The sequence below is a fragment of the Vreelandella vilamensis genome (assembly GCF_031451755.1).
Taxonomy (GTDB): domain Bacteria; phylum Pseudomonadota; class Gammaproteobacteria; order Pseudomonadales; family Halomonadaceae; genus Vreelandella; species Vreelandella vilamensis.
Window position 1 is genome coordinate 50,451 of sequence record NZ_JARWAN010000019.1, and the last position, 24,764, is coordinate 75,214.

General features: G+C 56.5%; 25 protein-coding genes. 16 read left to right on the plus strand and 9 right to left on the minus strand.

Annotation, left to right across the window (positions count from 1 at the left end; genetic code table 11):
• Positions 1-12: 12 nt before the first annotated feature.
• On the plus strand, positions 13-1,410 hold the full coding sequence (locus tag QC823_RS11825; protein ID WP_309656550.1) for a bifunctional DedA family/phosphatase PAP2 family protein: 1,398 nt from the start codon (positions 13-15) through the stop codon (positions 1,408-1,410).
• Positions 1,411-1,431: 21 nt separating this feature from the next.
• On the opposite strand, the gene QC823_RS11830 is transcribed toward QC823_RS11825, so the two are convergent.
• The 3 genes from QC823_RS11830 to mpl are packed head-to-tail and all read right to left on the minus strand — an operon-like array spanning position 1,432 to position 4,084.
• Positions 1,432-2,055: a LysE family translocator gene (locus QC823_RS11830; protein ID WP_309656551.1), complete on the minus strand. Its 624-nt coding sequence runs from the start codon at positions 2,053-2,055 to the stop codon at positions 1,432-1,434.
• Positions 2,056-2,068: 13 nt separating this feature from the next.
• Positions 2,069-2,689, minus strand: a complete 621-nt coding sequence (locus tag QC823_RS11835; RefSeq protein ID WP_309656552.1) for a flavin prenyltransferase UbiX — start codon at positions 2,687-2,689, stop codon at positions 2,069-2,071.
• A gap of 3 nt (positions 2,690-2,692) precedes the next feature.
• Positions 2,693-4,084 carry a UDP-N-acetylmuramate:L-alanyl-gamma-D-glutamyl-meso-diaminopimelate ligase gene (mpl, locus tag QC823_RS11840; protein ID WP_309656553.1) on the minus strand — a complete coding sequence of 464 codons (1,392 nt, stop codon included), beginning with the start codon at positions 4,082-4,084 and terminating at the stop codon, positions 2,693-2,695.
• Positions 4,085-4,306: 222 nt separating this feature from the next.
• Here mpl and QC823_RS11845 point away from each other — a divergent pair, with 222 nt between their 5' ends.
• From QC823_RS11845 to pepQ, 8 genes are all read left to right on the plus strand, one after another.
• Complete coding sequence (locus QC823_RS11845; RefSeq protein WP_309656554.1) at positions 4,307-4,699, plus strand: glutaredoxin family protein; 393 nt, start codon at positions 4,307-4,309, stop codon at positions 4,697-4,699.
• Between the two features lie 206 nt (positions 4,700-4,905).
• A complete protein-coding gene (locus QC823_RS11850; RefSeq protein WP_309656555.1) occupies positions 4,906-6,507 on the plus strand; it encodes an ABC transporter substrate-binding protein in 1,602 nt (533 codons plus the stop codon).
• A 98-nt stretch (positions 6,508-6,605) separates the two neighbouring features.
• Positions 6,606-7,652 (plus strand): ABC transporter permease, encoded by a 1,047-nt coding sequence (locus QC823_RS11855; RefSeq protein WP_309656556.1) that lies wholly within the window; start codon positions 6,606-6,608, stop codon positions 7,650-7,652.
• Positions 7,649-8,590, plus strand: a complete 942-nt coding sequence (locus QC823_RS11860; protein WP_309656557.1) for an ABC transporter permease — start codon at positions 7,649-7,651, stop codon at positions 8,588-8,590. The genes QC823_RS11855 and QC823_RS11860 overlap by 4 nt, the downstream gene beginning before the upstream one ends.
• A gap of 7 nt (positions 8,591-8,597) precedes the next feature.
• Positions 8,598-9,629: an ABC transporter ATP-binding protein gene (locus QC823_RS11865; RefSeq protein ID WP_309656558.1), complete on the plus strand. Its 1,032-nt coding sequence runs from the start codon at positions 8,598-8,600 to the stop codon at positions 9,627-9,629.
• The gene (locus tag QC823_RS11870; RefSeq protein ID WP_309656559.1) at positions 9,626-10,693 is read left to right on the plus strand and encodes an ABC transporter ATP-binding protein; all 1,068 of its coding nucleotides are present in this window, start codon (positions 9,626-9,628) and stop codon (positions 10,691-10,693) included. Before QC823_RS11865 ends, QC823_RS11870 begins: the two co-directional genes overlap by 4 nt.
• 49 nt (positions 10,694-10,742) lie before the next feature.
• Positions 10,743-11,654 carry a LysR family transcriptional regulator gene (locus tag QC823_RS11875; RefSeq protein WP_309656560.1) on the plus strand — a complete coding sequence of 304 codons (912 nt, stop codon included), beginning with the start codon at positions 10,743-10,745 and terminating at the stop codon, positions 11,652-11,654.
• Between the two features lie 33 nt (positions 11,655-11,687).
• Positions 11,688-12,986 carry a Xaa-Pro dipeptidase gene (pepQ, locus tag QC823_RS11880; RefSeq protein WP_309656561.1) on the plus strand — a complete coding sequence of 433 codons (1,299 nt, stop codon included), beginning with the start codon at positions 11,688-11,690 and terminating at the stop codon, positions 12,984-12,986.
• A gap of 79 nt (positions 12,987-13,065) precedes the next feature.
• Here the strand turns inward: pepQ and QC823_RS11885 are convergent, their stop codons facing one another.
• The gene (locus QC823_RS11885) at positions 13,066-14,130 is read right to left on the minus strand and encodes a 2,3-butanediol dehydrogenase (protein ID WP_309656562.1); all 1,065 of its coding nucleotides are present in this window, start codon (positions 14,128-14,130) and stop codon (positions 13,066-13,068) included.
• Positions 14,131-14,166: 36 nt separating this feature from the next.
• On the opposite strand from QC823_RS11885, the gene QC823_RS11890 reads away from it, so the two are divergent.
• The 5 genes from QC823_RS11890 to QC823_RS11910 all read left to right on the plus strand — a co-directional run bounded on the left by QC823_RS11890 (position 14,167) and on the right by QC823_RS11910 (position 17,490).
• Positions 14,167-14,295, plus strand: coding sequence for a hypothetical protein (locus QC823_RS11890; protein WP_309656563.1), 129 nt, complete (start codon positions 14,167-14,169; stop codon positions 14,293-14,295).
• 68 nt (positions 14,296-14,363) lie between these two features.
• On the plus strand, positions 14,364-15,209 hold the full coding sequence (locus QC823_RS11895) for an AAA family ATPase (RefSeq protein ID WP_309656564.1): 846 nt from the start codon (positions 14,364-14,366) through the stop codon (positions 15,207-15,209).
• Between the two features lie 3 nt (positions 15,210-15,212).
• Positions 15,213-16,403, plus strand: coding sequence for a vWA domain-containing protein (locus tag QC823_RS11900; protein WP_309656565.1), 1,191 nt, complete (start codon positions 15,213-15,215; stop codon positions 16,401-16,403).
• 32 nt (positions 16,404-16,435) lie between these two features.
• Positions 16,436-17,158 carry an AzlC family ABC transporter permease gene (locus tag QC823_RS11905; protein ID WP_309656566.1) on the plus strand — a complete coding sequence of 241 codons (723 nt, stop codon included), beginning with the start codon at positions 16,436-16,438 and terminating at the stop codon, positions 17,156-17,158.
• A complete protein-coding gene (locus tag QC823_RS11910) occupies positions 17,155-17,490 on the plus strand; it encodes an AzlD domain-containing protein (RefSeq protein WP_309656567.1) in 336 nt (111 codons plus the stop codon). Before QC823_RS11905 ends, QC823_RS11910 begins: the two co-directional genes overlap by 4 nt.
• A 151-nt stretch (positions 17,491-17,641) precedes the next feature.
• On the opposite strand, the gene QC823_RS11915 is transcribed toward QC823_RS11910, so the two are convergent.
• Together QC823_RS11915 and QC823_RS11920 are read right to left on the minus strand one after the other, a co-directional pair.
• Entirely contained in the window at positions 17,642-19,042 is a 1,401-nt protein-coding gene (locus tag QC823_RS11915) for a xanthine/uracil/vitamin C permease (protein ID WP_309656568.1), read from the minus strand.
• A gap of 309 nt (positions 19,043-19,351) precedes the next feature.
• Positions 19,352-19,918, minus strand: a complete 567-nt coding sequence (locus tag QC823_RS11920; protein ID WP_309656569.1) for a hypothetical protein — start codon at positions 19,916-19,918, stop codon at positions 19,352-19,354.
• A 127-nt stretch (positions 19,919-20,045) separates the two neighbouring features.
• On the opposite strand from QC823_RS11920, the gene QC823_RS11925 reads away from it, so the two are divergent.
• Positions 20,046-20,441, plus strand: coding sequence for a RidA family protein (locus tag QC823_RS11925; RefSeq protein WP_309656570.1), 396 nt, complete (start codon positions 20,046-20,048; stop codon positions 20,439-20,441).
• Here the strand turns inward: QC823_RS11925 and QC823_RS11930 are convergent.
• Together QC823_RS11930 and QC823_RS11935 are read right to left on the minus strand one after the other, a co-directional pair.
• On the minus strand, positions 20,404-21,870 hold the full coding sequence (locus QC823_RS11930; protein ID WP_309656571.1) for a cobyric acid synthase: 1,467 nt from the start codon (positions 21,868-21,870) through the stop codon (positions 20,404-20,406). The two genes, QC823_RS11925 and QC823_RS11930, sit on opposite strands and share 38 nt — an antisense overlap.
• Before the next feature lie 88 nt (positions 21,871-21,958).
• Positions 21,959-22,813, minus strand: coding sequence for a bifunctional transcriptional activator/DNA repair enzyme AdaA (locus tag QC823_RS11935; protein ID WP_309656572.1), 855 nt, complete (start codon positions 22,811-22,813; stop codon positions 21,959-21,961).
• A gap of 166 nt (positions 22,814-22,979) precedes the next feature.
• On the opposite strand from QC823_RS11935, the gene QC823_RS11940 reads away from it, so the two are divergent.
• Complete coding sequence (locus QC823_RS11940) at positions 22,980-23,900, plus strand: glutaminase (RefSeq protein WP_309656573.1); 921 nt, start codon at positions 22,980-22,982, stop codon at positions 23,898-23,900.
• 10 nt (positions 23,901-23,910) lie between these two features.
• On the opposite strand, the gene QC823_RS11945 is transcribed toward QC823_RS11940, so the two are convergent.
• The gene (locus QC823_RS11945) at positions 23,911-24,615 is read right to left on the minus strand and encodes an aspartate/glutamate racemase family protein (RefSeq protein WP_309656574.1); all 705 of its coding nucleotides are present in this window, start codon (positions 24,613-24,615) and stop codon (positions 23,911-23,913) included.
• Between the last annotated feature and the right edge of the window lie 149 nt (positions 24,616-24,764).

The following is a 24,764-nucleotide window of genomic DNA, read 5'->3' on the forward strand; positions in this document are numbered from 1 at the left end:
CAGGAGGCGTCTGTGACGCTTGTCGATACACTCTACACATTAACGCTTAACCCCCCCTTGTTGCTTTGCCTAGTGCTGGCGATTTCATTAGTAGAATCGCTTGCCTTGGTGGGCTTGCTGGTACCGGGAGTCGTGTTAATCACTGCCGCTGCTTCCCTGGCAGGACACCAGGATATCGCCTTGGCGTGGTTAATTGGCGCTGCCTTTATCGGCGCTATTTTAGGTGACGGCATCAGCTTTGCACTGGGTTTCAAACATCGTGAGCAAGTCACGCAGCGCTGGCCACTGTCGCAGCATCCGGAATGGTTAGCTCATGGAACGCGCTTTTTTAAGCGCTATGGTGTGTGGTCGGTTTTTATTGGCCGCTTTGTGGGACCGGTGCGACCAATTATTCCGTTGGTCGCCGGCATGATGCTGATGCCGACGCGCACTTTTCTCTGGGCCAATCTCTCTTCTGCGGCACTATGGGCGCCCGCTTATGTGCTACCCGGCTATTTACTGGGCCGAGCCTGGCAGCAGCACTTAAACCTTCCGCCCGGCCTAGAAACGGCTTTACTCATCCTTGGCGCTATTACCATCGTTCTCGCGGTGATTTTTTCCTGGGGTCGACATCAAGCCTCACGACACGGCAAGCTTTATCAGGCGATTGTCGTTAGCGTTCGTCGCTTGCCACCGTTACGCCGACCTTGGCTCGCCATGAGCCAATCCGGCGACGTTCCGCTGGCGTCACTGCTACTGCTGGTAATCGCAGTGGGTAGCCTCTCCGGCTGGACTTTGCTGGTGATTGGCCATGATACCCCTCTGGAAATGGATCTATTTGTTCAACACCTAGCAACCCAGTTGCAGAGCGATATTTCTGACACCGTCGGTAATCTTTTGGCGCGTATCGGCGATACGTTGGGCATCATTGTCTTAATGCTGCCGTGGGCTTTATGGATGCTGATAAGCCAAAGATGGGATGCGCTATTACACTGGTGTGGCGCACTGGGTGGCGTGGCCCTGCTTAATACCTTGGGCAAAGCATTGTTTGAGCGCGCCCGTCCAGACACCCCGGATTACTTGATGAGTTCATACTCGTATCCTAGCGCCCACACATCGACAGCCGTGGTACTGTTTGGCCTGACGGCGGCTTTCGTTGCGGCCGAAATGCCTCGCCAGAAGCGTTTTTGGGCTTACTGGGTAGCCCTCGCGCTTGCGTTACCCATGGCATTATCGCGGCTGGTGATTGGCGTACACTGGTTTAGTGATTTGGTGGGAGGTGCGCTACTGGGGTTAGTCGTCTGTGCGCTCACGCGGCTTTATTGGCAGCAGCATCCCCGTCGCTCTCTATGCCCCTGCCCGTGGCGGTTGCTCAGCATGGCATCGCTGATACTCATTAGCGCCCGCGTCGGCCTGCTGCCGCCAGTTTAGGCGTCAATAGGGGCCTTTCCACTAGCCTAGTGCCAGCCATATGCCCACGCCGATCATCAACGTCCCGGCAATGCGGTTGAGCAGGCGCACATTGCCGCTTTTCCCCAGCAGGCGCCGTAGCGTTTTGCCTCCTGTCGCGTAAGTCAGCATGCTCGCCAGCTCAATGGTTAAAATCACCGCGATTAGCGCGCTAAGCTGCAGCGCCAACGGTTTTGAGCCATCCAGAAACGGCGGCAATAACACCATAAAAAATGCCCAGCCTTTAGGGTTCGCCACCGCCGTAACGAAGCCCTGCATCGCCAGTTGCCAGCGCCCTGCCGGCGGACCGGCTTGCATGTCGGTGGGTATGGCCATGCGCCCGCGAGAGCGCCACATCATCACACCCAAGTAGGCGAGATACGCCCCACCCACCCATTTGAAAATCGCAAAAACCTCAGGGTGTTTGAGCATTAGCGCGGCGACACCCGCGCCGGCGGCGGCGGCCACCAACCCCACGCCTATTAGCTCGCCAATCATCATCCACAGGGTGCGTTTAACGCCTTGGGTCATCCCCAGCACCATCGCCAACGTCATGCACATCCCCGGCGTTAACGACACCAGTAAAAAAGTCGGCACAAAAACCGACAGCATGGTCCATGACAACATGATCAAGTTCCCTCTATGGTTTTTCCTCACCCCAGCGCGGTACCAAGGCGTGTGCAATACCCAGCTGGTTGAGAATTCGCGCCACGATGAAATCAATCAAATCATCAATACAGGTGGGCTGGTGGTAAAACCCTGGTGCCGCGGGCAGCACCACAACACCCAAGCGGCTAAGTGTCAGCATGTGTTCTAGATGAATCGGCGAAAACGGCGTTTCGCGTGGCACCATGACCAAGGTGCGGCGCTCTTTTATGGCGACATCTGCTGCGCGCTCGATCAAGTTGTTGCTCGCCCCGGTCGCCACGGCAGAAAGCGTACCGGTCGAGCATGGGCAGATCACCATGGCAGACGGCGCCCCCGAACCCGAGGCGACGGGTGCCATCCAATCTTCGCGGCCAAAACAGCGGATTTGCCCGTCAGCACCGCCGCTTCGCTCAAGTAGCGCTTTAGTCAGGCGCTGCGGCTGGGCAGGCAGGGAAATGTCCATCTCGGTCGCAATCACCATATGCGCGGCTTTTGAGATCATCACCCACACCTCGTGCTGCGCCTTAACGAGCACATCGATCAATCGCAACCCGTACTGCGCGCCAGAAGCACCGGTTAACGCCACCGTCACCGGCGGTTTGAAGGCTGCCATTTGTTACTCCTTATCCTGCTTTTCTCGCGCGGCAAGCGCCGTTAATAGACGCTCGTGAACGCCGCCGAAACTGCCGTTGGACATCACCACGATACGATCCAAGGGTGACGCCTGCGTGACCACTGCCTGTACAAGCGAATCGATGTCACCGTATCCGCTTGCTTTATCCCCCTGCGGCGCGATTAGCGCAGCGATAGACCAATCAAGCTCCGCGGGTTGATACCAGAACGCATGATCCGCCGCCGCCACGCTGTCATTCAGCTGGGTTTTCATCGCCCCTAAGCGCATGGTGTTAGAGCGCGGCTCGATTACCGCCAACAGTCGCCCTTTCGGGGTCGCGGCACGCAAGCCGTTTAGGGTTGCGGCAATCGCCGTCGGGTGATGGGCAAAGTCATCGATCACCTGAATGCCGTTAATTTCCCCGCGTACCTCTTGACGCCGCTTGGGGTTTTCAAACCGCGAGAGCGCCGCACAGCTGCGGGCAAGATCAGCCCCGCAGGCAGAAGCAGCGGCTAGCGCTCCCAACGCGTTTCGGGCGTTATACTCACCGGTGAGCGCCCAATCCACCACGGCATCTTCTTCGCCGTAGTCGTGGCGCCGGATTACCTGAAAGCGGCTTGCGTCCTCACGCTCTAACACCAGCTGCCACGCACTATCGGGCGCGCTGCCAAAATGCGCAACTGGCGTCCACACCCCTTGTGTCAGCACCCGCTCAAGCGCGGGTTGATTGTCTGCCACTAATATCTGACCTTGGCTTGGCACGGTGCGCACAAGGTGGTGAAACTGACGTTCAATCGCGGTTAAATCGGGAAAAATATCGGCGTGATCAAACTCCAAGTTATTTAACACCGCGATCTGCGGGCGGTAATGCACGAACTTGGAGCGCTTATCGAAAAACGCCGTGTCATATTCATCCGCTTCCACCACAAAGGGCGAATGGCTGTCGCCAAGGCGGGCAGAAACACCAAAATTGCGCGGCACGCCGCCGATCAAAAACCCGGGGTTTAATCCTGCGCTTTCCAAAAGCCACGCTAACAGGCTCGCCGTGGTGGTTTTGCCATGCGTACCCGCCACCGCGATAACCTTGCGTCCCGGCAGCACGTGCTCGGCGAGCCACTGCGCGCCGGAGGTATAAGGCAAGCCGCTGTTTAAAAGCGCTTCGACCTCCGCATTGCCACGCGACAGCGCATTGCCTACCACGACCGCATCCGGCGCTGGCGTTAAGTTCTCGGCACGGTAGCCTTCTTGCAGGGTGATGCCGGCCTCTTCTAGCTGCGTGCTCATTGGTGGGTAAACATTCGCGTCCGAGCCACTGACGTGATAGCCAAGCTCGCGGGCAAGAAGTGCCAGGCTACCCATAAAAGTGCCGCAAACCCCGATAATATGCAGATGCATGGCCGTCCCGCCTTTTTAAGTCTCTCATTACGCACGCTAAAACCCGCCCGTGCTCTTTGATTCCAACAGCGCCAAAGCCTAGCACGGAGGCCGCAGTGACTCACCTAACACGTTACCGATGTGACAAAATCGGCCAGTTAATGCAGGATGCTCACACCGTTTTCACTATCTCCGCCTCTATCTCAATAATCCGCCCCCGTTTTTTCTCGTTAGGAGCTCACAATGCGTATTTTGATTCGCTACTTTTTCCGCGGTGTTCGACTGATTCTCGCGCCGGTAATGTTAATTAGCGAAAAGCTGTCCACCCCCAAATCCGTTGAGCGCACCCCCGAAGAACAGGCCGACGTGGATAAAGCATGCGAAAATTTAGCGCTTTATCAATTTCGCACCTGCCCGTTTTGCATCAAAGTGCGCAAAGAAATGGCGCGCCTAGGGCTTAATATTGAACTTCGCGATGCTCAGCTCGACCCAGCGCATAAAAAAGCGCTGCAAGAAGGCGGCGGCCGCGTCAAAGTGCCGTGCCTGAAAATTACCCACGACGATGGGCATGACGAGTGGCTGTATGAGTCCGATGAGATCAATGCCTATTTGCATCGTCAGTTTGGGAAGTCCTGAACTAAAGCGGCAAACATAAAGGAGTCGCCCGCAAAACCTAACCTTTAGTCTAACCCGCGCCAATTAAAAGCCCCCGTTGCCGCGGGTCATAGAGCAGATGGATAGAGCCTGTCATTATTTCGATTGTGGCCTTTAAGCAGTGGTATTTATGTTGTTGATGACAAATTTAAGAAAGTCACTGCATCAAAACCACAACAGGAAAGACTATGGCTCAGCATACTTCGCGTACTTCCACGCTTAAAAAAACGCTCATTGCTTCTGCAGTAGCGGCAACATTCGTCAGCACAGCACTCGTGTCGACTGCGGCACAGGCTGAAAACACGCTGCGTATGGCGTATGACGCCGACCCGGTATCGTTGGATATTCACGAGCAGCTCTCTGGCGGCATCCTGCAGCTTTCGCACATGACCCACGACCCGCTAGTGCGCTGGAATGATTCGCTTGAGTTTGAACCGCGCTTAGCCACCGGCTGGGAGCAAGTCGACGACACCACCATGCGTATGTCGCTGCGCGAAGGGGTTGAGTTTCACAGCGGCAACGCATTCTCTGCCGACGATGTCGTTTGGACCATCGAACGCCTCAAGCGCAGCCCAGACTTCAAGGCCATTTTTGATCCCATTGAAAGCGTCACCGCCGTTGACGATTACACGGTAGAGATTACGACCAAAAAGCCCTACCCCTTGCTGCTGAATTTGGCCACCTACGTCTTCCCGATGGATAGCGCTTTCTATTCAGGGGACGCCGAAGACGGCGACCCGAAAGACGAAATCGTCAAAAACGGCAACTCCTTCGCCTCGCGCAACGTGTCGGGTACGGGCCCTTATACCGTCGCTAATCGCCAGCAGGGCGTGCGTACTGAGTTCGAGCGCAACCCTAACTATTGGGACACTGAATCGCCGGGTAACGTCGACAACATTATCCTCACGCCCATCAGCGAGAATGCTACCCGCGTTGCGGCGCTGCTTTCCGGCGACGTTGATTTTATCGCCCCGGTACCGCCCAATGATTTGGAACGCGTGCGCGAAAGTGAGGACGCTAAGCTCGTTACGATGTCGGGCACACGTATCATCTTCTTCCACATGAACCAAAATCGCGTCGAAGCCTTCCAAGACCCGCGTGTGCGTCAAGCGTTTGCCTATGCTGTTAATCAGGAAGGCATTGCCGACCGGTTGATGAAAGGCTTTGCCACACCGGCAGCGCAGTTTTCACCGGAAGGCTACGCTGGCCATGTCGAAGATCTTGAGCCGCGCTACGACCTAGAACGTGCTCAGACTCTAATGGCAGAAGCAGGTTACGCCGATGGTTTTGACATCACCATGATGGCGCCCAACAACCGCTACGTGAACGATGCCCAAATTGCCCAGGCCGTTGCCGCGATGCTGGCCCGTATCAACGTTAATGTCGATCTAAGCACCCTGCCGAAAGCGCAGTATTGGGGTGAGTACGATAATCGTGCCGCGGACATGATGTTGATTGGCTGGCACGCCGACACCGAAGACAGCGCCAACTTCCACGAGTACCTGACCGCCTGCGTTGATCTGGATACCGGTGCCGGCCAGTACAACGCGGGTAACTACTGCAACCCGGAGCTTGATGCGCTGGTGGCCGAGGCCAATGTGGAAGTGGATCTCGCCAAACGTGCCGCTATGCTACAGGAAGTTGAGCAAACGCTTTATGACGAAGCCGCGATCCTGCCGCTGCACTGGCAAGACCTGGCTTGGGCGTCTGCCAATCACGTCAACATCAAGCCGGTGCTCAACGTGATGAACTTCCCCTACCTGGGTGACTTGGTCATGGACGCCGAATAACGCCTCCAGTTCATTAACCCAGTATCATCCGACTGGCTCGCCCCGAGGCTATACGCCTTGGGGCGAGTCCTCCCTGTTTTATTAACGGAACCGTTCTAATGATCGCCTTTTTGGTTAAGCGCCTCTTTCATGCGCTGCTGGTGATGTTTGTCATCAGCATCATTGCTTTTGCTATACAAGATAACCTGGGCGACCCGATTCAGCAGATGGTCGGCCAGTCGGTGCCGGAGAGCGAACGCGCTGAACTGCGTGAGGAGCTTGGGCTCAACGACCCATTCCTGGTGCAGTACGCGCGCTTTGCGATCAATGCGGCACAGTTTGATTTCGGCTATTCGTACGTTTTCAATGAACCGACCACCAAGGTTGTCGCGCGCCACCTGCCGGCAACGCTAGAACTGGTGGCCGCCGCCACTTTTTTGATTATAGTGCTCTCGGTGCCGATTGGTGTTTATAGCGCCATCAAGCCCCGCGCGTGGATTTCCCGCTTTTTTATGGGCATATCGATTGTCGGCATCTCAATCCCAGTGTTTCTCACCGCGATCATGTTGATTCAGCTATTTGCTATCGGCGTTAGCTGGACGCCTTTTCCCGTCGATACCGGCTGGGGCAATTGGCTCAACGACGTAATCTCCACCGAGGGGGGGATGCCCGCCTACGGCCGCGGCGACCCAGTGGCGGTGTTTGGCACCTGGGAGACCAACTTTGCCAGCCTTGAGGGGTTGACTTACCTAGTACTCCCCGCCGTTTCGCTGGCCTCGATCATGCTGCCACTGTTTATCCGCTTGATCCGCGCCGAAATGCTGGAAGTGATGCAATCTGATTACGTTAAGTTTGCCCGTGCTAAAGGCATCTCCATGCGCCGCATCTATTTTCTGCACGCCTTGAAAAACACCATGCTGCCGGTTATTACCGTCGGCGGGGTGCAGATTGGTACGCTCGTGGCTTACACCATTTTAACCGAAACGGTTTTCCAATGGCCCGGCATGGGGCTTATGTTCCTGGATGCCATCGAGCGTTCTGATATTCCGCTCATCGTGACCTATCTCATGATCGTGGGCCTGATCTTTGTGATCACCAACACGATTGTCGACCTCATCTACGGCCTGGTTAATCCCACCGTCAAACTAGCCGGGAAGTCCGCATGAACGCACCTTCTTCCGCGCTTCCCAACCGCTGGGAACGCTTTCGTGACTCGTATCTGCTTTACAGTTTCAAACGCGACATCGTCGCTCAGATCAGCCTGGTGGTATTCATTGCGCTGGTAGCCGTCGCGGTGTTCGCGCCGTTGCTTTCACCAATGAATCCGTATGACCTGGCACAGATCGATATCTTGTCCTCGGAGTTGCCCCCATTTTGGATCGAAGGTAGCGATTCGCAGTACGTGCTAGGCACTGACGCGCAGGGCCGCGATATGCTCTCGACCATTTTGTACGGCGCACGCGTATCGCTCATGATCGGCTTTGGCGCCGTGGCGCTTCAAGCGCTAATCGGCGTTTGTTTTGGCCTGCTTTCCGGCTATTTGGGCGGGCGGATTGACGCTTTTCTCATGCGTCTCGCGGATATTCAGCTGTCGTTCTCTACGCTGATGGTCGCGATCATCGTTGGTGCACTAGTCAAGGCCATTTTTGGTGGTGCCACGTTTAGTGCCTATGCTGTTCCACTGTTGATACTGATCATTGGCCTGGCCGAATGGCCGCAGTACGCCCGCACCGTGCGCGCCTCGGTACTCGCTGAGAAAAACAAAGAGTACGTCGATGCCGCTCGCGTCATGGGGCTTCGCAGCAAGCGGATTATGTTCCGCCACGTATTGCCCAATACGCTCTCGCCGATTTTCGTGATTTCCACAGTACAGATCGCCAACGCGATTATTTCCGAGGCGGCGTTATCCTTTCTGGGTCTTGGTATGCCGGAAACTCACCCTTCGTTGGGGTCGCTAATTAAAGCCGGGTTCGACTACATCCAATCCGGATCATGGTGGATCACCCTGATTCCTGGCGCAGTGTTGGTAGTGCTAGTGCTGTCGATTAATCTACTCGGCGATTGGCTACGCGATGTCATGAACCCACGACTCTACAAAGGCTGAAAATTCCATGGCACTGCTAGAAGTCAACCATCTCGATGTCCGCTTTGCCTTGCGCCTGGGCGATGTCCACGCTCTGCGCGACGTGAACTTTACCCTTGAGCGCGGCGAGCGCTTAGGCATCGTGGGCGAATCCGGCGCGGGCAAGTCCGTTGCCGCCTTTTCGCTACTGAACCTGATTGCTAAGCCTGGTTATATTGCCGGGGGGGAAGTCCTTTTTGACGGCAAACAACTCAATGGCATGTCGGAACGGGCCTTGCGTAAAGTACGCGGCAACCGCATTTCGATGATTTTCCAAGACCCAATGATGACGCTCAACCCGGTGCTTTCCATCGGCGAGCAAATGCTCGAATGTTTAAAAGCTCATCGGCGCATCTCCACCAAGGAGGCCCGCGCCATCGCGCTGGATAAACTGCGCCAGGTGCAGATCCCGTCGCCGGAAACACGTTTGGATCAATATCCACACGAACTCTCTGGCGGCATGCGCCAACGTATCATTATCGCCATCGCTTTGCTGCTCGACCCGGATATCATCGTTGCCGACGAGCCCACCACGGCACTGGACGTGACCATCCAGGCCGAGATCATGGCGCTACTACTGGAGCTGTGTGAGACGAACAACGTCGGGCTGATTTTGATTACCCACGATTTAGGCGTGGTGAGCCAGGTCACCCAGCGCATGTTGGTGATGTACGCCGGGCGCGTGATCGAGCAAGGGCCGACGCGTGAAATCATCAACGACCCACAGCATCCCTACACCCAGGGGTTGATCAACGCACTACCGCAAATGGCCACGCCGGGTGAGAAACTCAACCAGATTCGTGGCAGCATGCCGTCGCTATCTAACCTGCCCAGCGGCTGCGCCTTTCATCCGCGCTGCGACTTTATCAAACGCGCCGATGGCACCCAGCGCCCAGCCTGCACTCAGCAAGTGCCGGAGTTTGTCACGTCGGGCAACTGCAAAGTTGCCTGCCACATGGTGGCTGAACTGTTAGACAAAGAGGCCAATGATGAGAGCCGCCTGAAGGAGACGAATCCATGAACGCGCAGGCAGAGGCCATGACGGATCACCGCATTCCGACGCAAAACGAAGAGAGCGCCGAGTCACTCTTGCAAATCCGCGGTTTGAAAAAACGCTTTTCGCTGTCAGGGGATTTTCTCGACCAGCTCCGTTTCAAAGGCGGTAAATTGGTGCGCCACCAGGAGTATGTCCACGCCATCAATGGAGTGAACCTGGACATCCACCGTGGTGAGGCACTTTGCGTGGTAGGCGAATCTGGCTGCGGCAAATCCACCGTCGCCCGGATTGTCATGGGGCTTATTAGCCCCACCGAAGGGGAAATCCGCTACAACGGCGAGCGTATCGATAATCTTAGCTCACGTGCGCTTTTGCCCTACCGCAAGCGCATGCAGATGATCTTTCAAAATCCGTATGCGTCGCTAAACCCACGCATGACGATTCAGCAAACGCTTGAAGAGCCACTACGCCTGCATCATCCCGATTGGAACCGTCAGAAAGTCGTCACTAAGGTAGAAGAAGTGATGCACTCGGTAGGCATCGACCCGGACTGGGGCAAGCGCTTCGGCCACGAATTCTCCGGTGGTCAACGCCAGCGCATCGCCATTGCTCGCGCGCTGGCGGTGGACCCTGAGTTTATCGTTGCCGACGAACCCATTTCGGCGCTGGATGTGTCGATTCAGGCGCAGGTGTTGAACCTCTTGATGGAAGCGCAGCACGAGCGCAATCTCACTTACCTATTCATTACCCACGACCTGGCCGTAGTAGAGCACTTTGGCACTCGGGTCGCGGTCATGTATCTAGGCACCGTGTGTGAGATCGCCAACACCGCAACGCTGTTTGCCAAGCCGCGCCATCCTTATACGCAGGCGCTAATGTCAGCCATCCCGCGCTTGGAAGATGATCGCCCACAGCATATCCGTTTAGAAGGCGAAGTTCCGACACCGGTGAACCTGCCCAGCGGTTGCGTCTTCCACGGCCGTTGCCCCTACGCCAATGCACGCTGCAAACAAGAAATTCCCGTGCTGCAAACCCAGGATGACGGCACACGCGTGGCGTGTCACGCTGTTGAGGAAGGCCGCCTGTGAGGCGGCCGAGTTCCTGTATGGCGTTAGTTCCTGTATGGAGAGGTAAGGCATGGAAATTCGCTGGCTAGAAGATTTTATCGCCCTGGCCAGAACCCGGCATTTCTCTCGCGCTGCTGACGAACAGCACGTTACCCAACCCACCTTTTCGCGGCGCATTAAGCTCCTGGAAGAGGAAATGGGTGTGACGCTGATTAACCGCCAAACGCTGCCGCTCTCGCTCACCCCCGCCGGGGAAGAGTTTCTCACCCTGTGCGAGCAGGTAACCGAGCGGGTGCGCTTAACGCGTGATCGCGTGCGCGAGATCAATGCCGGACAGCAGCGGCGCATCATGCTCGCCGCCCCGCAGAGCCTTTTGACGCATTTTTTGCCCGAATGGCTAACGACAAGCGACTGGCAAGCGCGCCTGCAGCCCTATTTGCGCGCAACCACCTGGGTGGCGAGCGACTATTTTCAAGCACTGGCCCGAGCAGAGTGTGATCTCGCGCTGTGCTATTGGCCGAGCGAGCGCTGCGAGCTGGATATCGACACCGGCAACTGTTTCTACCGCGTAGTGGGTCACGAGCGACTCATACCGGTAACCTCGTTTACCGCCAACGGCGAGCCCAGCGCCCTACTGCCGGGCTCGCGCCAATCACCGCTGCCCTGGTTGGCTTATCCTAAACGCAGCCTGTTAGGGACGGTGTTAAAAACACATCTCGCGCGCTTGTCGCAAAGTGCATTTCTGACCGTGCAGAGTGAAATTTCTTCTGCGGTAAGTATCAAAGAGTTACTTGCGCTTGGCTACGGGATGAGCTGGCTTCCTGAACGCACGGTGCAAGCTGAGCTCGCTACCGGTACGCTGATGCGCGCCGGTGATAGCCGCTGGGATGTGCCGCTGGAACTGCGTCTTTATCGTCACCCGAGCCAGCACCATGCCGGGCTTGATGCGTTCTGGAATGAGCTGCCCTCATCGCGCAGCTAGGATATTATCAGCTACTCTTTTTCAAGGTTTTTTATGTCTGAAACGCTCCATCGTCAGCACAAAGCCCATCTCGACAACTTGCTCAGTGCCTATCGCTCGCTCATGGCGCAGTACGATTACGACAGTATTGCGCTCTACAGCGGTCATGCCACGCCCCACTACGGCGATGACCAAATGCCCAGCTTTCAGGCATTCGGACATTTCGTGCACTGGGTGCCGCTATGGGAAGCCGAGCACAGTTGGCTCGTCATCCACCCCGACAAGCGTCCTACGCTGTACCTTTACGCCCCGAACGATTTCTGGCATTTGCCCACAATGCTCCCCGAAGAGCCGTGGGTGGCCGAATTCGATGTACAACTCTGTACCGATGCGATCACCCCGCCGTTGACCGATAACACCGCGATTGTCGGTGATATTGCCGCGTTGCGTGCAAGCGGGGGCGCACTAGCCAACGGCCAAGCCAATCCTGACGCCCTCATCCAGGCGCTTGATGAGCTGCGCATAATCAAAAGTGACTACGAAATCACCTGCCTTCGGGAAGCCAATCGCCTCGCGATGGCAGGCCATGAAGCCGCGCATGCCGCCTTTGCCGGTGCCTGCTGCGAGCTGGATATTCAGCTCGCCTACCTAGCCGCGAGCCGGCAGCGTGAATCGCACACGCCCTATTCCAACATTATCGGCATGAACCAACACGCGGGCGTTTTGCATTATCAGTACTACGATGTCAGCGCCCCTAAGCAACGCTATAGCTTACTCGTGGACGCCGGGCGACGTTTTCGCGGTTACAGCGCCGATATCACTCGCACCCACGTAGGGCCGGATGCGCCGGCGCTGTTCGAGGCGCTTATCAACGCCATGCACGCGGTCAAAGACCGCTTGATCGCATCATTAACGCCAGGCGTCGATTTTATTGCCCTGCATGAGCAAATGCACCACGAACTGGCTGAAGTGATGATTGATCACGATTTGTTTCGCGGCTCACGCGAGGCCGCCATCGCGGAAGGCATTACCCGCGCGTTTTGCCCACACGGCCTAGGGCACTCGCTTGGCGTTCAAGTGCACGATGTGGCGGGCTTGCGCACGGCAAGCGGCGAGCCCGCCCCAGCACCCGAAAACCACCCGGCGCTACGGCTAACCCGCACTCTGACGCCGGGGATGGTGATCACCATTGAGCCGGGACTTTATTTTATCCCGATGCTGCTCGCGCCGCTGCGTAACACCAGCTTGCCCATTAACTGGACGCTGGTCGACCAACTCATGCCCTGTGGCGGTATTCGTGTTGAAGACAATATCGTCATCACGTCAGATGGATTTCATAACCTAACGCCATAAGCGCTTGGCTTTTCAAGCTCCGCGCTATAACCCAAAACGCCGCCCTAGGGGCGGCGTTTTGGGTTTAAGGGGTATCGGCTTACGGCTGAACGATAATTTTGATTTGCGATTTATCGTTGAGAAGCGCTTCAAAGCCATCGTCAACAATATCCGACAGCGGGATCCGCTGCGTCACCATGTCTTCAGCGCGGAAATAACCTTGCTCCATCAGCGCCATCACGGCGGGATAGATATGGCGATACGCGATGATGCCTTTCATGGTGCGCTCTTTGATCACCAGGTCATTCGGCTGAAAGCTCGCTTCACCTTCCCAGATGCTAACCACCACCGTTTCGCCGCCGGCATGAGTGCTGTGCAGCGCTTGGTTGAGCACCTCGGGAATACCGGTCACTTCAAATGCCACGTCGACACCGCCACCACTTAGCGCCTGCAGTTTTTCAACCGCATCGTCTTGTTTTGGATCGATGACGACAGCGCCTAACGCTTCGGCTTTCGCTTTGCGCGCATCCGACACTTCCACGGCGTAAATTTGCGCCGCACCAGCGGCTTTTAGCGCTTCAATGGTCATCAGGCCGATGGGGCCGGCACCGAATACCGCCGCGCTGTCGCCCGCCTTTAAACTGCTCTGGCGCACCGCATGCAACCCCACCGCCGCGGGCTCGATCAGCGCACCCTGCTCGAAGCTAAGCGCATCCGGCAGCTTGTGCACCATGTGTTCACCCATCACGGTGAACTCCGAAAAGCCCCCACCACCGCCAGAGAGCCCATGAAAGCCAAGCTCCGGGGTAAGGTTATAGCGCTCCATCAAGTAGGCGCCATCTTTGTTGGGCGATAAGATCGGTTCGATTGCCACGCGATCACCTACCTGAACCCGCGTGACGTTATCGCCCACTTCCACCACTTCGCCGGCGAACTCGTGGCCCATAATGATAGGCGCCTGTTCACCGCTGATCGGATGCGGCGCACCGACTGGAATAAAAATCGGCCCTGCCGCGTATTCGTGCAAATCGCTGCCGCAAATCCCACAGGCAGCGACTTTGACCTTAACCTCATGCGGATCGCGCAGTGTCGGCACATCGGCTTGTTCCACGCGTAAATCTTTGGCGGCGTACCACACCGCCGCCTGCATTTTGCTTTGGCTCATCGCAACAGTCCTCTACTAAGGGATAACACTCTCAGTATGGCATTTATCGAGAAAACCATGATTGAGCTTTATCATTTTTTCGCGCTTCTCTTTCTGCGCTTCTCTCTGCGCATGCTGTTTATTGAGCCCGATCTCCCCGCTGCACGAAACCAGCCCTTGGCCTGATCGATACGCCTCACGTACACTTGTTTGAAAATTTTTTCAAAACTCGTTTCGACTACCTGAGGCACCCCATGGCGTTTGATTCCACTTCTTCTTATATTGCAACCGATGCGCTCAAGCAGGCCGTCAATGCCGCTGTCACGTTAGAGCGCCCACTACTGATCAAGGGCGAACCCGGCACGGGTAAAACGCTTTTGGCCGAGGAAATGGCCGAATCACTCGACACACAGCTGATCACGTGGCACATCAAGTCCAGCACCAAGGCGGCGCAAGGGCTTTATGAATACGACGCGGTAAGCCGCCTGCGCGATTCTCAGCTCGGCGTTGAGGGGGTGGAAAATGTCGCCAACTACATCAAGCCTGGAAAGCTCTGGGAAGCCTTTAGCGCAGGTAAGCGCGTCGTGCTTTTGATTGACGAGATCGACAAAGCGGATATTGAGTTTCCCAATGACCTGCTTCAAGAGCTCGACCGCATGGAGTTTCACGTTTACGAGACCGGTGAAACCATCCGCGCCGAGCAGCGCCCGATTATCGTCATCACCTCGAACAACGAAAAAGAGTTGCCCGATGCGTTTCTGCGCCGCTGCTTTTTCCACTACATCGAATTCCCCGACCGCGAGACCATGCAGGCGATTGTCGACGTACACTTCCCGAATATCGCGCCACGGCTGGTCAGCCAAGCGCTTGAAGTCTTTTTCGATCTGCGCGACGCACCAGGCCTTAAGAAAAAGCCCTCCACCTCTGAACTGGTCGATTGGCTAAAGCTGTTGATGGCCGATGAGCTGGCTGAAGAAGCCCTCTATAATCGCGACCCTGGCAAGGCATTGCCACCAATGGCAGGTGCCTTGGTCAAAAACGAACAGGACACCCAGTTGCTTGAGCGTTTAGCGTTTATGCTGCGTAGGAAAGGCCGCTAAGCCATGTTTATTGGTCTATTTGACACCCTTAAGCGTGCGGGCGTGCCCGTCTCGTTACGTGAGTTGCTGGACCTTCACGCGGTGGTGGAGCGCGGCGTGGTGTTCGCCGATATAGAGGCGTTCTACCAAGTGGCGCGTACGGTCATGGTCAAAGACGAGCGCTACTTTGACCGCTTTGATCGCGCCTTTGCCGCTTGGTTTAAAGGGCTAGAAGACATGGACGCTGCCATTGAGGCACTGATTCCCGACGATTGGCTACGGCGTGAATTTGAAAAGCAGCTGACTGACGAGGAAAAAGCCCAGATCGAATCGCTGGGCGGGCTCGAAGAACTTATCGAGACATTTAAAAAGCGCCTGGAAGAGCAAAAAGAGCGCCACGCGGGCGGCAATAAATGGATCGGCACTGGCGGCACCAGCCCCTTTGGTGCCTACGGCTATAACCCGGAAGGCATTCGCATCGGCCAAGACGGTTCGCGTCATCGTCGCGCCATCAAGGTGTGGGACGAGCGGCGTTTTCGCGACTACGATGACAGCCTGGAACTCGGCACGCGCAATATCAAGATGGCGCTTCGTCGCTTGCGTAAATTTGCCCGCCAGGGAGCGCTTGAAGAGTTCGATGTGGACAGCACCATCCGCGAAACCGCCCGCGACGGTGGCCTGCTCAACGTGCAGATGCGCCCTGAGCGCCATAACGCGGTGAAAGTGCTCCTGCTTCTGGATGTCGGCGGCTCCATGGACGATCACATTCGCACCTGTGAGGAGCTCTTTTCGGCGGCCCGTTCGGAGTTCAAACACCTTGAAGCCTACTACTTCCATAACTGTATTTATGAAGGGCTTTGGCGCAGCAATGCTCAGAGCCAGGCCCGGCGTTTTGAAGAGCGTATTCCAACAATGGATATCCTGCACACTTACGGCGATGACTATCAGGTCGTGATCGTGGGTGATGCGGCCATGTCACCGTATGAAATCACTCACCCAGGCGGTAGCGTCGAGCATTTTAACGACGAGCCGGGCGGCGTATGGCTTAAGCGCTTCACTGAGAAATTCCCTCGCTTGGCTTGGCTTAACCCCATGCCACCGCGCGCTTGGGAGTACACCTACTCGACTCAGTTGATTCGTGACATTATTGACGACCGCATGTATCCCATGACCCTGGAAGGCCTCGAAAACGCCATGCGTGAGCTAGCCAAATAAAAACAGGTCCACTACCCCATTGAGGAAACGCCATGAGCCAACTTTCTCACCAAGCGCCATGGCGTTGTGCATTGCAAGGCGTTCGGGAAGCCATTCCGCTGCTAGGCGGCTACATTCCGGTGGCACTCTCGTTTGGGGTAGTCGCCACTCAGGCAGGCTTTAGCACGTGGGAAGCCACGGCAATATCTGCGTTAGTTTACGCTGGCGCCTCGCAGTTTTTATTTGTGGGGATGATCGCCACCGGCGCACCGCTGTGGCTGGTGGTGGCAATGACGCTGCTAATCAATGTCCGCCACGTGGTGTATGGCCCTAATCTCGCGGCGTTATTGCCGCGCAGCCGCCACTGGCCCTGGTTAATGCACGGCCTCACCGATCAGGTATTCGCTCTGGCGCTAACCCGGCTGCCGCAACTGCCCGAGGCAACGCGTTTTAGTTGGTTTGTCGGGGCATCACTGTTGGCCTGGGGCGCGTGGATCGTTGGCACCACGGTAGGCGCCACCGCCGGGGAAACGTTAACCGCCCGCTGGCCACTGCTAGGTGAAATTATGCCCTTCGCGCTGCCCGCGCTGTTTCTGACCATGGTGGCGCCGCGCTTTACCGACAAGCGCTGGGCAGTGGCCATGGGCTGCACCATTCTAGCGGCACTCTGTTTAAACCTGGTCGGCTGGAGTAACGTGGCGATCCCCCTCGCGGCGGCCTGCGGCGCGCTGTGCTTCTATACGGTCACGTTTGAAACGAGGAGGCGTACATCATGAGCACCGCACTTTGGTTAGCCGTGGTAGCGTCTGCCCTAGGCACCCTGCTAATGCGGGTGGTGCCGTTTTTGTGGATGCAGCGCCGACTCAACAGCGAAAGTGGCCTTAATAACATGCCCCAGTGGCTGGGTATTCTTGGCCCGTTAATGATTGCCGCGGTACTTGGGGTATCCATTGTGCCGGTTAATCCAAGCGTCGTTTCATGGATCGCCACCGCCATCGGGCTTGCCGTCACGCTGCTGGTGTGGTCACGGACACGCTCACTCGGCTGGCCAGTGGCTGCCGGGGTCGCGGGGTTTGGGATGGTGGAGATAGCGGCCCTTGCTTGGTGACGCTCGCTCCATCGAAAGGTGCGTTTCTTGCCCTTGCGCTAGTACCCTCTATCAGCGTGATTGAGTCGTCACGAAAAAAGCCCGGCAGCGACGATGCGCTACCGGGCTTATACCCACATTGACTCCTGCTTAATTTACTCCTACTACCAACTTAATTTACCGGTTTTTCTTCAGCTTCAACCGGCATATCGTCTTCAACATGAATCGGCTCTTCTTCCTCGGCCTCTTTCGCCCCACGAGCGCGATGCTCGATCAAAAAGTACAGAATCACGCCGATGCCTAAGCCCCAGGCGGCGCCGTGCGTGGCCAATACCACCCCCATAATGCCGGCAACGCCCATGGCGGTAGCATTTTTGATCTGCTCAACTGCCACGGCGATACACAAATACCCCGTGATCAGCAGCGTAATCGACAACGCAATGGGCAACACCGGGCGAAACAGCGTGACTAGCGGCAGTAAAAATAGCGCCAAGAAGCCGACAATCCAAAACACCGCCGCCCCTGAATAGATGGTATCCATCGCGCTACGCCCATAACGGTAACGCTCGGCAATCGTTGCCATCGCGCCGGTAAAGAGCGGCCCGGCAAGCCCTGGGTAGGGCGCAAACATCGAGTGCATGAGGTTACGTAGGCCGGTAATCAGGTGCACACGGTCAACGTTCACCTCGATTTTTTCATCCGGGCGCAGGTGGTCCACACGCTTAATGAGCGTTTGGCCTACGATAATATCGCCAAAGGCGATGATATAGGCGATTACCGCCGTTGGGATCGCCGCCACAAGAAGGTCCAACCCCGGTGCGCCAATGCTAAACGGCAAATAGGCCCAAATACCCGCGAAATCCGGCAGTTCAACCCCCCACTCCACGGTCGGCATCGGGTATTCCGCCACGCCCCAGCCAATCGCCATGGTGATCAACATACCCGGCACCATGCCGTAAGCGGCGATATTGCGCGCCCAACGATATTTCTCAGTTAAATCACGAAACGAAAGCGAAAAAAGGACATACAGCGTAATAAGCCCGCCAATGCCAAGCGAAATCGGTGTTTCATGAAGGCGCCCGCCTGGGCTTATCTCACCGCTGATCGCGGCAATACCTGCGCCCAACAAAATACCGGCCTTGATAGAGTTAGGCACGCTATTGACCAGCTTGGAGCCCAACCGCGTGACGGCCATGAACAAGAAAATCGCGGTGACCATTAACTGTAGCGCCACCATTGCCTTAATCGCTTCGGGGCCGGGCTCATACTGCCCGATAAAAAGCAGCACCACGGGAATAGCCGGGGTAATCCATCCCGCGACAAACGGCACCCCCAAAAGCGGCGGTAGTATAAAGCCGATCCCACACACCACGACATACGCGAGCGCAACGTCGTAAGGTAAGCCCAGATACTGCTCAAGCAGCGGGATCATCCCTAACCCGATAACAAACATTACCAAGGCTTGAATCGTTTCAGGAATTTCCCAGCGAAAATGGATAAAAGGCAGGCGAACTTTGAACGGGCCAACGGGCCAGTAGGGATGTTCTTTCCCATATTCACGTTTGAGCAGCACGACGTTTCCTCACGGTGTCTGGTTATTTATCATACAATCCTCATATATATTGTTATTGTTTAGTGGCTGCATTTTTACGTGGCTATTCAATAAGATAACATTCGACTTTTCGTGCATAACGCCGCTAGACACAGCAAAAACTGTCGACAGGAAATTCCCCACTTGCACTTAAAACGTGCAAAAGGCAGGAAAACTAAGCTTAAAAGCAGGAAATGACGCTTACATGTCGACAATGTTTCTTGCAGAAATCACCTTAACGTAAACGTCGTTCTTTGGTCGCAGAAGAAGGATAAATGCCTAAAAAAGTGTCTAAAGTGTCTCAGGAAATGCGGCTAACCCCTCCACAAAGCGCTGCTTATCTTCCTCGAAACGCTTGGGGTTGTGCTTAAAGCTTCGCAGGATGGCGTGCTCATCGATACTCAAGGTATCGGTCAATTCACTGATATCGCCTGCGGGATGGCGCGCACCGAGCCCAATGCGTAGATTATCCCCGCCGTCCAACCAGCGCGTTAGGCCACAGGATTGGTAGAAAACCTCATCAGCCGAGTCTTTTACCTCGACTCGCAGCGGTGCTTTGAGCGATAGTTCTTTAATCAGCCGATGCCGTGGCTCGATATCATCGGTCAAGGAGCAGGATAACGTTACGGTCATGCCCTCTCCCGCTTCATCCAACACCAACAACGCCAATGCCAGGGGCGTACCCTGGTTATCCACCAGCGCTAGCAAACGTGCGGCCTCCTGAGCGAACAGGACGCGCCTTGTCCCCGCGAAGACCACCAAGGGCGTCAATCCCGCCTGCTGGCCATAAACCTCGGCGCACAAACGCGCCAAGCAAGCATCTTGCTGTGCTGTCTGGTTTATTTGGATTACTTTCATGCGGTCCTCCGCTCGCCAAAAGCGGCAAGCCTAGTGTAAACACTGCTATTTTAACAGCGCCACGCAACATGAACCTAGCGCGCGCTTCCCTGTCGGAGCGTTGTGTAGGAAACATAAAAGGATGATTATGACGACATTTATGAACGACCCCACCATGCCCACGCCAAGCTTCCCCGGTAGTCATATGGTGATGGATGACCGCTATGTGTTTATTTCCGGGCTGACGGTTTCTGACCTATCGAACGGCCATGCGGTTAAAGGTGACATCAAGGAAGAAACCCGGTTAGTGATGCGTGCCATTTCACGCATGCTGGAAATGGAAGGCGGCAGCCTAGCAGATGCGCTACGTGTGGATGTTCACTTATCTGACCTCAATACCCTCAGCGATATGGACAGCGTCTATGCCGAATTCTTCGAGCCGAGCCGCTACCCAGCCCGAACCTGTACCGAATCGCCCACTATCTGTGGTGGCTGCCACGTCGAGATTACCGTGATGGCGACGCGCCAGCTTCCAGAAGATTGATCACCGCGTGAATATCCAGATGAGCTTCTAGTGTATCGGCCAGGCGATCCAGTTCCCGCTCGCGATGGGCGAGATAGTCCACGGGTTGTGGTACGGCCAACCCCAAGCGCGCTAATAACGCCTGGCAAGCCTCGAAATGATCAAACAGGCCGTGCAGGTAGGTGCCCAGCACCTGCCCATCGTCGCTGACCGCGCCATCAAGGTGGGTGCCTAAATCAAACAGCGGCTGCGCCAGCGCAGTCCCCTCGCTCACGCCATTGTGAATCTCGTAACCTGTTACGCTCGCGCCGTCGGCCACTGTCACGCCACTCACATTGCGTAATTGTTTGCCCGCCACCATGCGCGTGGTGAGCGATAGCAGCCCCAATCCCATGACACGCTCGGCCTTGCCCTCCAGGCCGTCAGGATCTTCCACCCAATCGCCGAGCATTTGAAAACCACCGCAAATACCCAGCACCTTGCCGCCGTAGCGCAGGTGGCGCTGAATGGCGTTATCCCAGCCCTGGCGTTTTAACCACGCCAAGTCGCTAGCGGTACTCTTACTACCGGGCAAGATGATCACATCGGCCGCAGGCATCGGCTCGCCCGCGCCGACAAACGTGAGTGTTACTTGAGGATGCAAGCGCAATGGATCAAAATCCGTGTGATTGCTGATGCGGGGCAACGCGGGGACCACGACGTTAAGCGATCCCCCTTGCGTTGGCGCGTGGGTCAGGCCGATGCTGTCTTCCGCATCCAGCAGCAACCCTTGAAGGTACGGCAAGGTGCCCAACACTGGCTTGCCGGTGTGTGCCATCAGCCAGTCGATGCCTGGGGTTAACAAGCTCATATCGCCACGAAAACGGTTGATCACAAACCCTTTCATCCGCGCCTGTTCGCTTTCGCTCAGCAGTGCAAGCGTGCCCACCAGCTGCGCAAACACCCCGCCTCGATCAATATCGCCCACCAATATCACCGGGCAGTCCGCCGCTTCGGCAAAGCCCATATTGGCGATATCGCCCTTGCGCAGATTGATTTCAGCGGGGCTGCCCGCGCCTTCGGCAATAATCACCTCAAAGCGGCTTTCCAACGCCTGCCACGCGGCCATCACGCTCTCTTTCGCGGTGCGCTTAAAGGCGTGGTAATCCATGGCGTCCATATGACCATGCACCTTGCCGCGCAAAATCACCTGAGCGCCGCGGTCGCTTTCTGGCTTGAGCAGCACCGGGTTCATGTCACTATGAGGCTCAAGCCCGCACGCCAGCGCCTGCAGTGCCGTAGAGCGGCCGATCTCACCGCCATCCACGGTCACGGCACTGTTGAGCGCCATGTTTTGCGGCTTGAACGGCGTCACCGACACACCACGCCTCATAAGCGCCCGACAAAGCGCCGCCACCACGGTGCTTTTTCCCGCATCCGAGGTGGTGCCCTGAATCATCAATGTGGCCATAGTGACATCTCGCCCATTTGGATAAGGGCGAGACTGTAGCGGGAGGGGTTGGCTAGCGCAATGTGTCAAGCAACGAGGGGGGGGGTGCTTAACTCACTTCAAACTCAGGTGTCGTCGTATTCAACTGCGCCAACTCCCAGGTTTGCACCATCTGCTTTTTCGCCACGCCCCAGCGATAGCCGCCGAGCGCGCCGCTTTGTTGGATTATCCGGTGGCAGGGTATCCATAACGCGATGGGGTTGGCACCCACGGCATTGCCCACCGCGCGGGACGAGTTAGGCGTGCCCAAGGCTTGAGCGATATAACTGTAGCTAGCCAGCTGGCCTTCGGGAATGGTTAGCAGCGCGCGCCATACGGCGATTTGGAAGTTGGTGCCGGTCACATGCAACGACAAAGTGGCTGAGGCATCGGCTGACCTGTTGAACAGCGTCTCCACCGCAAAGCGTGTGGCGTCAGGGTTGTGATGAAGTGTGGAACGTGGCCACTCTTTGGCAAGCCGAGCCAATAACTCGTCGGCACCGGTGGTATCCACAAACCCCATGCGGCAGATGCCCCGAGGCGTGACCGCCACGAACAGGCTGCCCAGCGGCGTGGCATGAATGCCATAAGCAATCTCGACGCCCTGCCCCTGGCGCTTGTGCTCCCCCGGTGTGACCGCGTCCAATTGCACAAAGTGATCGTAAAGCCGCGAGCCACCGCTAAGCCCCAACGTATGAGCGATATCCAGCAACGAGGTAGAGGACTGCATTAACTGCTTGCCGCGCTCCAACGTGAGCGCCTGCAAAAAGCGCTTGGGGCTGATCCCCACATAACGGCAGAACAAGCGCTGAAAGTGAAAAGCACTTACATGAACATGAGCGGCCACCGCTTCCAGCTTGGGCTGCGCGGCCGCATGGGCCACCATGTAAGCCATGGCTTTCTCGATACGCTCATAGTCGTTCATTGTCGTCTCTCACATCGTCGAATTATCAACCGCTAAACGTCACCTTCACAGCCTAAGCGATCACGGACGAGTTGCCGACCCGAATCTTGCTGACTGCTATAGCAGACAGCGCCAGCATTTTTCGCTAGGGTAATGACTCGCCTCAACTGACGGTCACGATACGCCCATGCAAGCCTTGATCGACGACATTGCCGCCACCATGGCGAAAGCAGAGAAACGTGGCAAGGTCGCGGATTATATTCCCGAGCTTGGCCACGTTGACCCGCAACAGTTTGCCATTTCGCTAGCCACTGTGGACGGCAAGGTGTACTCGGCAGGCTGCGCGACCACGCCCTTCTCTATCCAGAGTATCTCCAAGGTATTCACGCTGACCATTGCGCTGGGCCAAGTGGGTGATTCGCTGTGGTCGAAAGTGGGCCGCGAGCCCTCGGGCGACCCTTTCAACTCCATCGTTCAGCTAGAGCATGAGAGCGGCAAGCCGCGTAACCCGTTTATCAATGCCGGGGCTATTGCGGTGGTCGATGCGATCATGATGGGCCATGAACCCAAAGAGACCCTGGGCGAGATTCTCAGCTTTGTGCGCTATATCGCCGATGACGACAGCATTTACTTCGACCACGCCGTGGCCGCCTCGGAGATGGCCCACCGTGACCGCAACGCCTCACTGGCGCATTTTATGAAAGCCTTTGGCCATCTACGTCATGATGTCGATAAAGTGCTGGGCACCTACTTCCACCAGTGCGCCATTGCCATGAGCTGCGAACAGCTCGCTCATGCAGGGCTATTTCTGGCCTCGGATGGCATCAACAAGCCCAGCGGTATTCGTGTATTGGCCCCCCAGCGGGCCCGGCGGATCAACTCGTTGATGATGATGTGCGGGCACTACGACGCCTCCGGCGAATTCGCCTTCCGCGTTGGGCTACCCGGCAAAAGCGGCGTCGGTGGTGGTATCCTGGCAATTGCGCCGGGCCACGGGGCCATTGCCGTCTGGTCACCGGGGCTCGATGCCTACGGCAATAGCCTGCTAGGCACCCAGGCACTCGAAATATTTGCTCAGAAAACCGGCTGGTCGGTGTTCGGCCACTAACGGCAAGGTTTCAGAAGGCCACCCCATCGTCCAGCGCCCATCCTACCGCACGCTGGGCGTGGATCTCGGTAGTATCATAAAGCGCGACCGGCGTATCGCTCTGGTTAATCAACAAGCCAATCTCGGTGCAGCCCAGAATCACGCCTTGCGCGCCCCGCGCTGAAAGCGTCGCCACCACGTCCAGGTAAGCCTCTTTCGAGGCGGGGTTGATTGTCCCCCGGCAAAGTTCCTGATAAATCACGCGATGAATCACCTCACGCTGCTCGGGCTCAGGCACGACAACCTCAATTCCCCGCGCTTCCAGTCGCTGCCGGTAAAAAGGCTGCTCCATGGTGAACTGGGTACCTAGCAGGCCAACGCGGTCTACCCCCTGCTGGGCCAAAATATCAGCGGTTGCCTCGGCAATATGCAAAAGCGGCAAACCCGATGCGGCCTCCACCTCGGCGGCCACCTTATGCATGGTATTCGTGCCGATCACCAGAAAATCCGCCCCCGCTGCCGCCAGCGAACGGGCTGCATTCGCCAATATACCCGCCATGGCTTCCCAGTCGCCCTCGCGCTGAAGCGCCTCAATCTCCGCAAAGTCCACGCTATAGAGCACTATTTTCGCCGAATGAAAGCCCCCCAGTTTCTCCGCAACGCCTTGATTGAGCATACGGTAATAGGTTTGTGTGGACTCCCAACTCATGCCCCCCAGCAAGCCGATGGTTTTCATGGTGACCTCTTGGCTCTTATCTTTTTTAGGTGCTTCTTTTTTAAAAATTTGTTTTTTACAATGGTTCGGACAGTTTTAAAGAAAGCCTGATGCTCAGATAATAGGGTCTCTCACAACACCACCACCCGAGCACAGGCTTTCATGGAAAT

Excerpts from the sequence above, each read along its gene's own strand:
- QC823_RS11895 (WP_309656564.1), top strand. The coding sequence starts at position 14,364 with ATGGCGTTTGATTCCACTTCTTCTTATATTGCAACCGATGCGCTCAAG.
- QC823_RS11925 (WP_309656570.1), top strand. The coding sequence starts at position 20,046 with ATGACGACATTTATGAACGACCCCACCATGCCCACGCCAAGCTTCCCC.
- QC823_RS11865 (WP_309656558.1), top strand. The coding sequence starts at position 8,598 with ATGGCACTGCTAGAAGTCAACCATCTCGATGTCCGCTTTGCCTTGCGC.
- QC823_RS11945 (WP_309656574.1), bottom strand. The coding sequence starts at position 24,615 with ATGAAAACCATCGGCTTGCTGGGGGGCATGAGTTGGGAGTCCACACAA.
- QC823_RS11870 (WP_309656559.1), top strand. The coding sequence starts at position 9,626 with ATGAACGCGCAGGCAGAGGCCATGACGGATCACCGCATTCCGACGCAA.
- QC823_RS11910 (WP_309656567.1), top strand. The coding sequence starts at position 17,155 with ATGAGCACCGCACTTTGGTTAGCCGTGGTAGCGTCTGCCCTAGGCACC.
- QC823_RS11905 (WP_309656566.1), top strand. The coding sequence starts at position 16,436 with ATGAGCCAACTTTCTCACCAAGCGCCATGGCGTTGTGCATTGCAAGGC.
- QC823_RS11850 (WP_309656555.1), top strand. The coding sequence starts at position 4,906 with ATGGCTCAGCATACTTCGCGTACTTCCACGCTTAAAAAAACGCTCATT.
- QC823_RS11855 (WP_309656556.1), top strand. The coding sequence starts at position 6,606 with ATGATCGCCTTTTTGGTTAAGCGCCTCTTTCATGCGCTGCTGGTGATG.
- QC823_RS11845 (WP_309656554.1), top strand. The coding sequence starts at position 4,307 with ATGCGTATTTTGATTCGCTACTTTTTCCGCGGTGTTCGACTGATTCTC.
- QC823_RS11940 (WP_309656573.1), top strand. The coding sequence starts at position 22,980 with ATGCAAGCCTTGATCGACGACATTGCCGCCACCATGGCGAAAGCAGAG.
- QC823_RS11900 (WP_309656565.1), top strand. The coding sequence starts at position 15,213 with ATGTTTATTGGTCTATTTGACACCCTTAAGCGTGCGGGCGTGCCCGTC.
- QC823_RS11860 (WP_309656557.1), top strand. The coding sequence starts at position 7,649 with ATGAACGCACCTTCTTCCGCGCTTCCCAACCGCTGGGAACGCTTTCGT.
- QC823_RS11930 (WP_309656571.1), bottom strand. The coding sequence starts at position 21,870 with ATGGCCACATTGATGATTCAGGGCACCACCTCGGATGCGGGAAAAAGC.
- QC823_RS11920 (WP_309656569.1), bottom strand. The coding sequence starts at position 19,918 with ATGAAAGTAATCCAAATAAACCAGACAGCACAGCAAGATGCTTGCTTG.
- QC823_RS11830 (WP_309656551.1), bottom strand. The coding sequence starts at position 2,055 with ATGTTGTCATGGACCATGCTGTCGGTTTTTGTGCCGACTTTTTTACTG.
- QC823_RS11890 (WP_309656563.1), top strand. The coding sequence starts at position 14,167 with ATGGCATTTATCGAGAAAACCATGATTGAGCTTTATCATTTTTTCGCG.
- mpl (WP_309656553.1), bottom strand. The coding sequence starts at position 4,084 with ATGCATCTGCATATTATCGGGGTTTGCGGCACTTTTATGGGTAGCCTG.
- QC823_RS11835 (WP_309656552.1), bottom strand. The coding sequence starts at position 2,689 with ATGGCAGCCTTCAAACCGCCGGTGACGGTGGCGTTAACCGGTGCTTCT.
- QC823_RS11935 (WP_309656572.1), bottom strand. The coding sequence starts at position 22,813 with ATGAACGACTATGAGCGTATCGAGAAAGCCATGGCTTACATGGTGGCC.
- QC823_RS11875 (WP_309656560.1), top strand. The coding sequence starts at position 10,743 with ATGGAAATTCGCTGGCTAGAAGATTTTATCGCCCTGGCCAGAACCCGG.
- pepQ (WP_309656561.1), top strand. The coding sequence starts at position 11,688 with ATGTCTGAAACGCTCCATCGTCAGCACAAAGCCCATCTCGACAACTTG.
- QC823_RS11885 (WP_309656562.1), bottom strand. The coding sequence starts at position 14,130 with ATGAGCCAAAGCAAAATGCAGGCGGCGGTGTGGTACGCCGCCAAAGAT.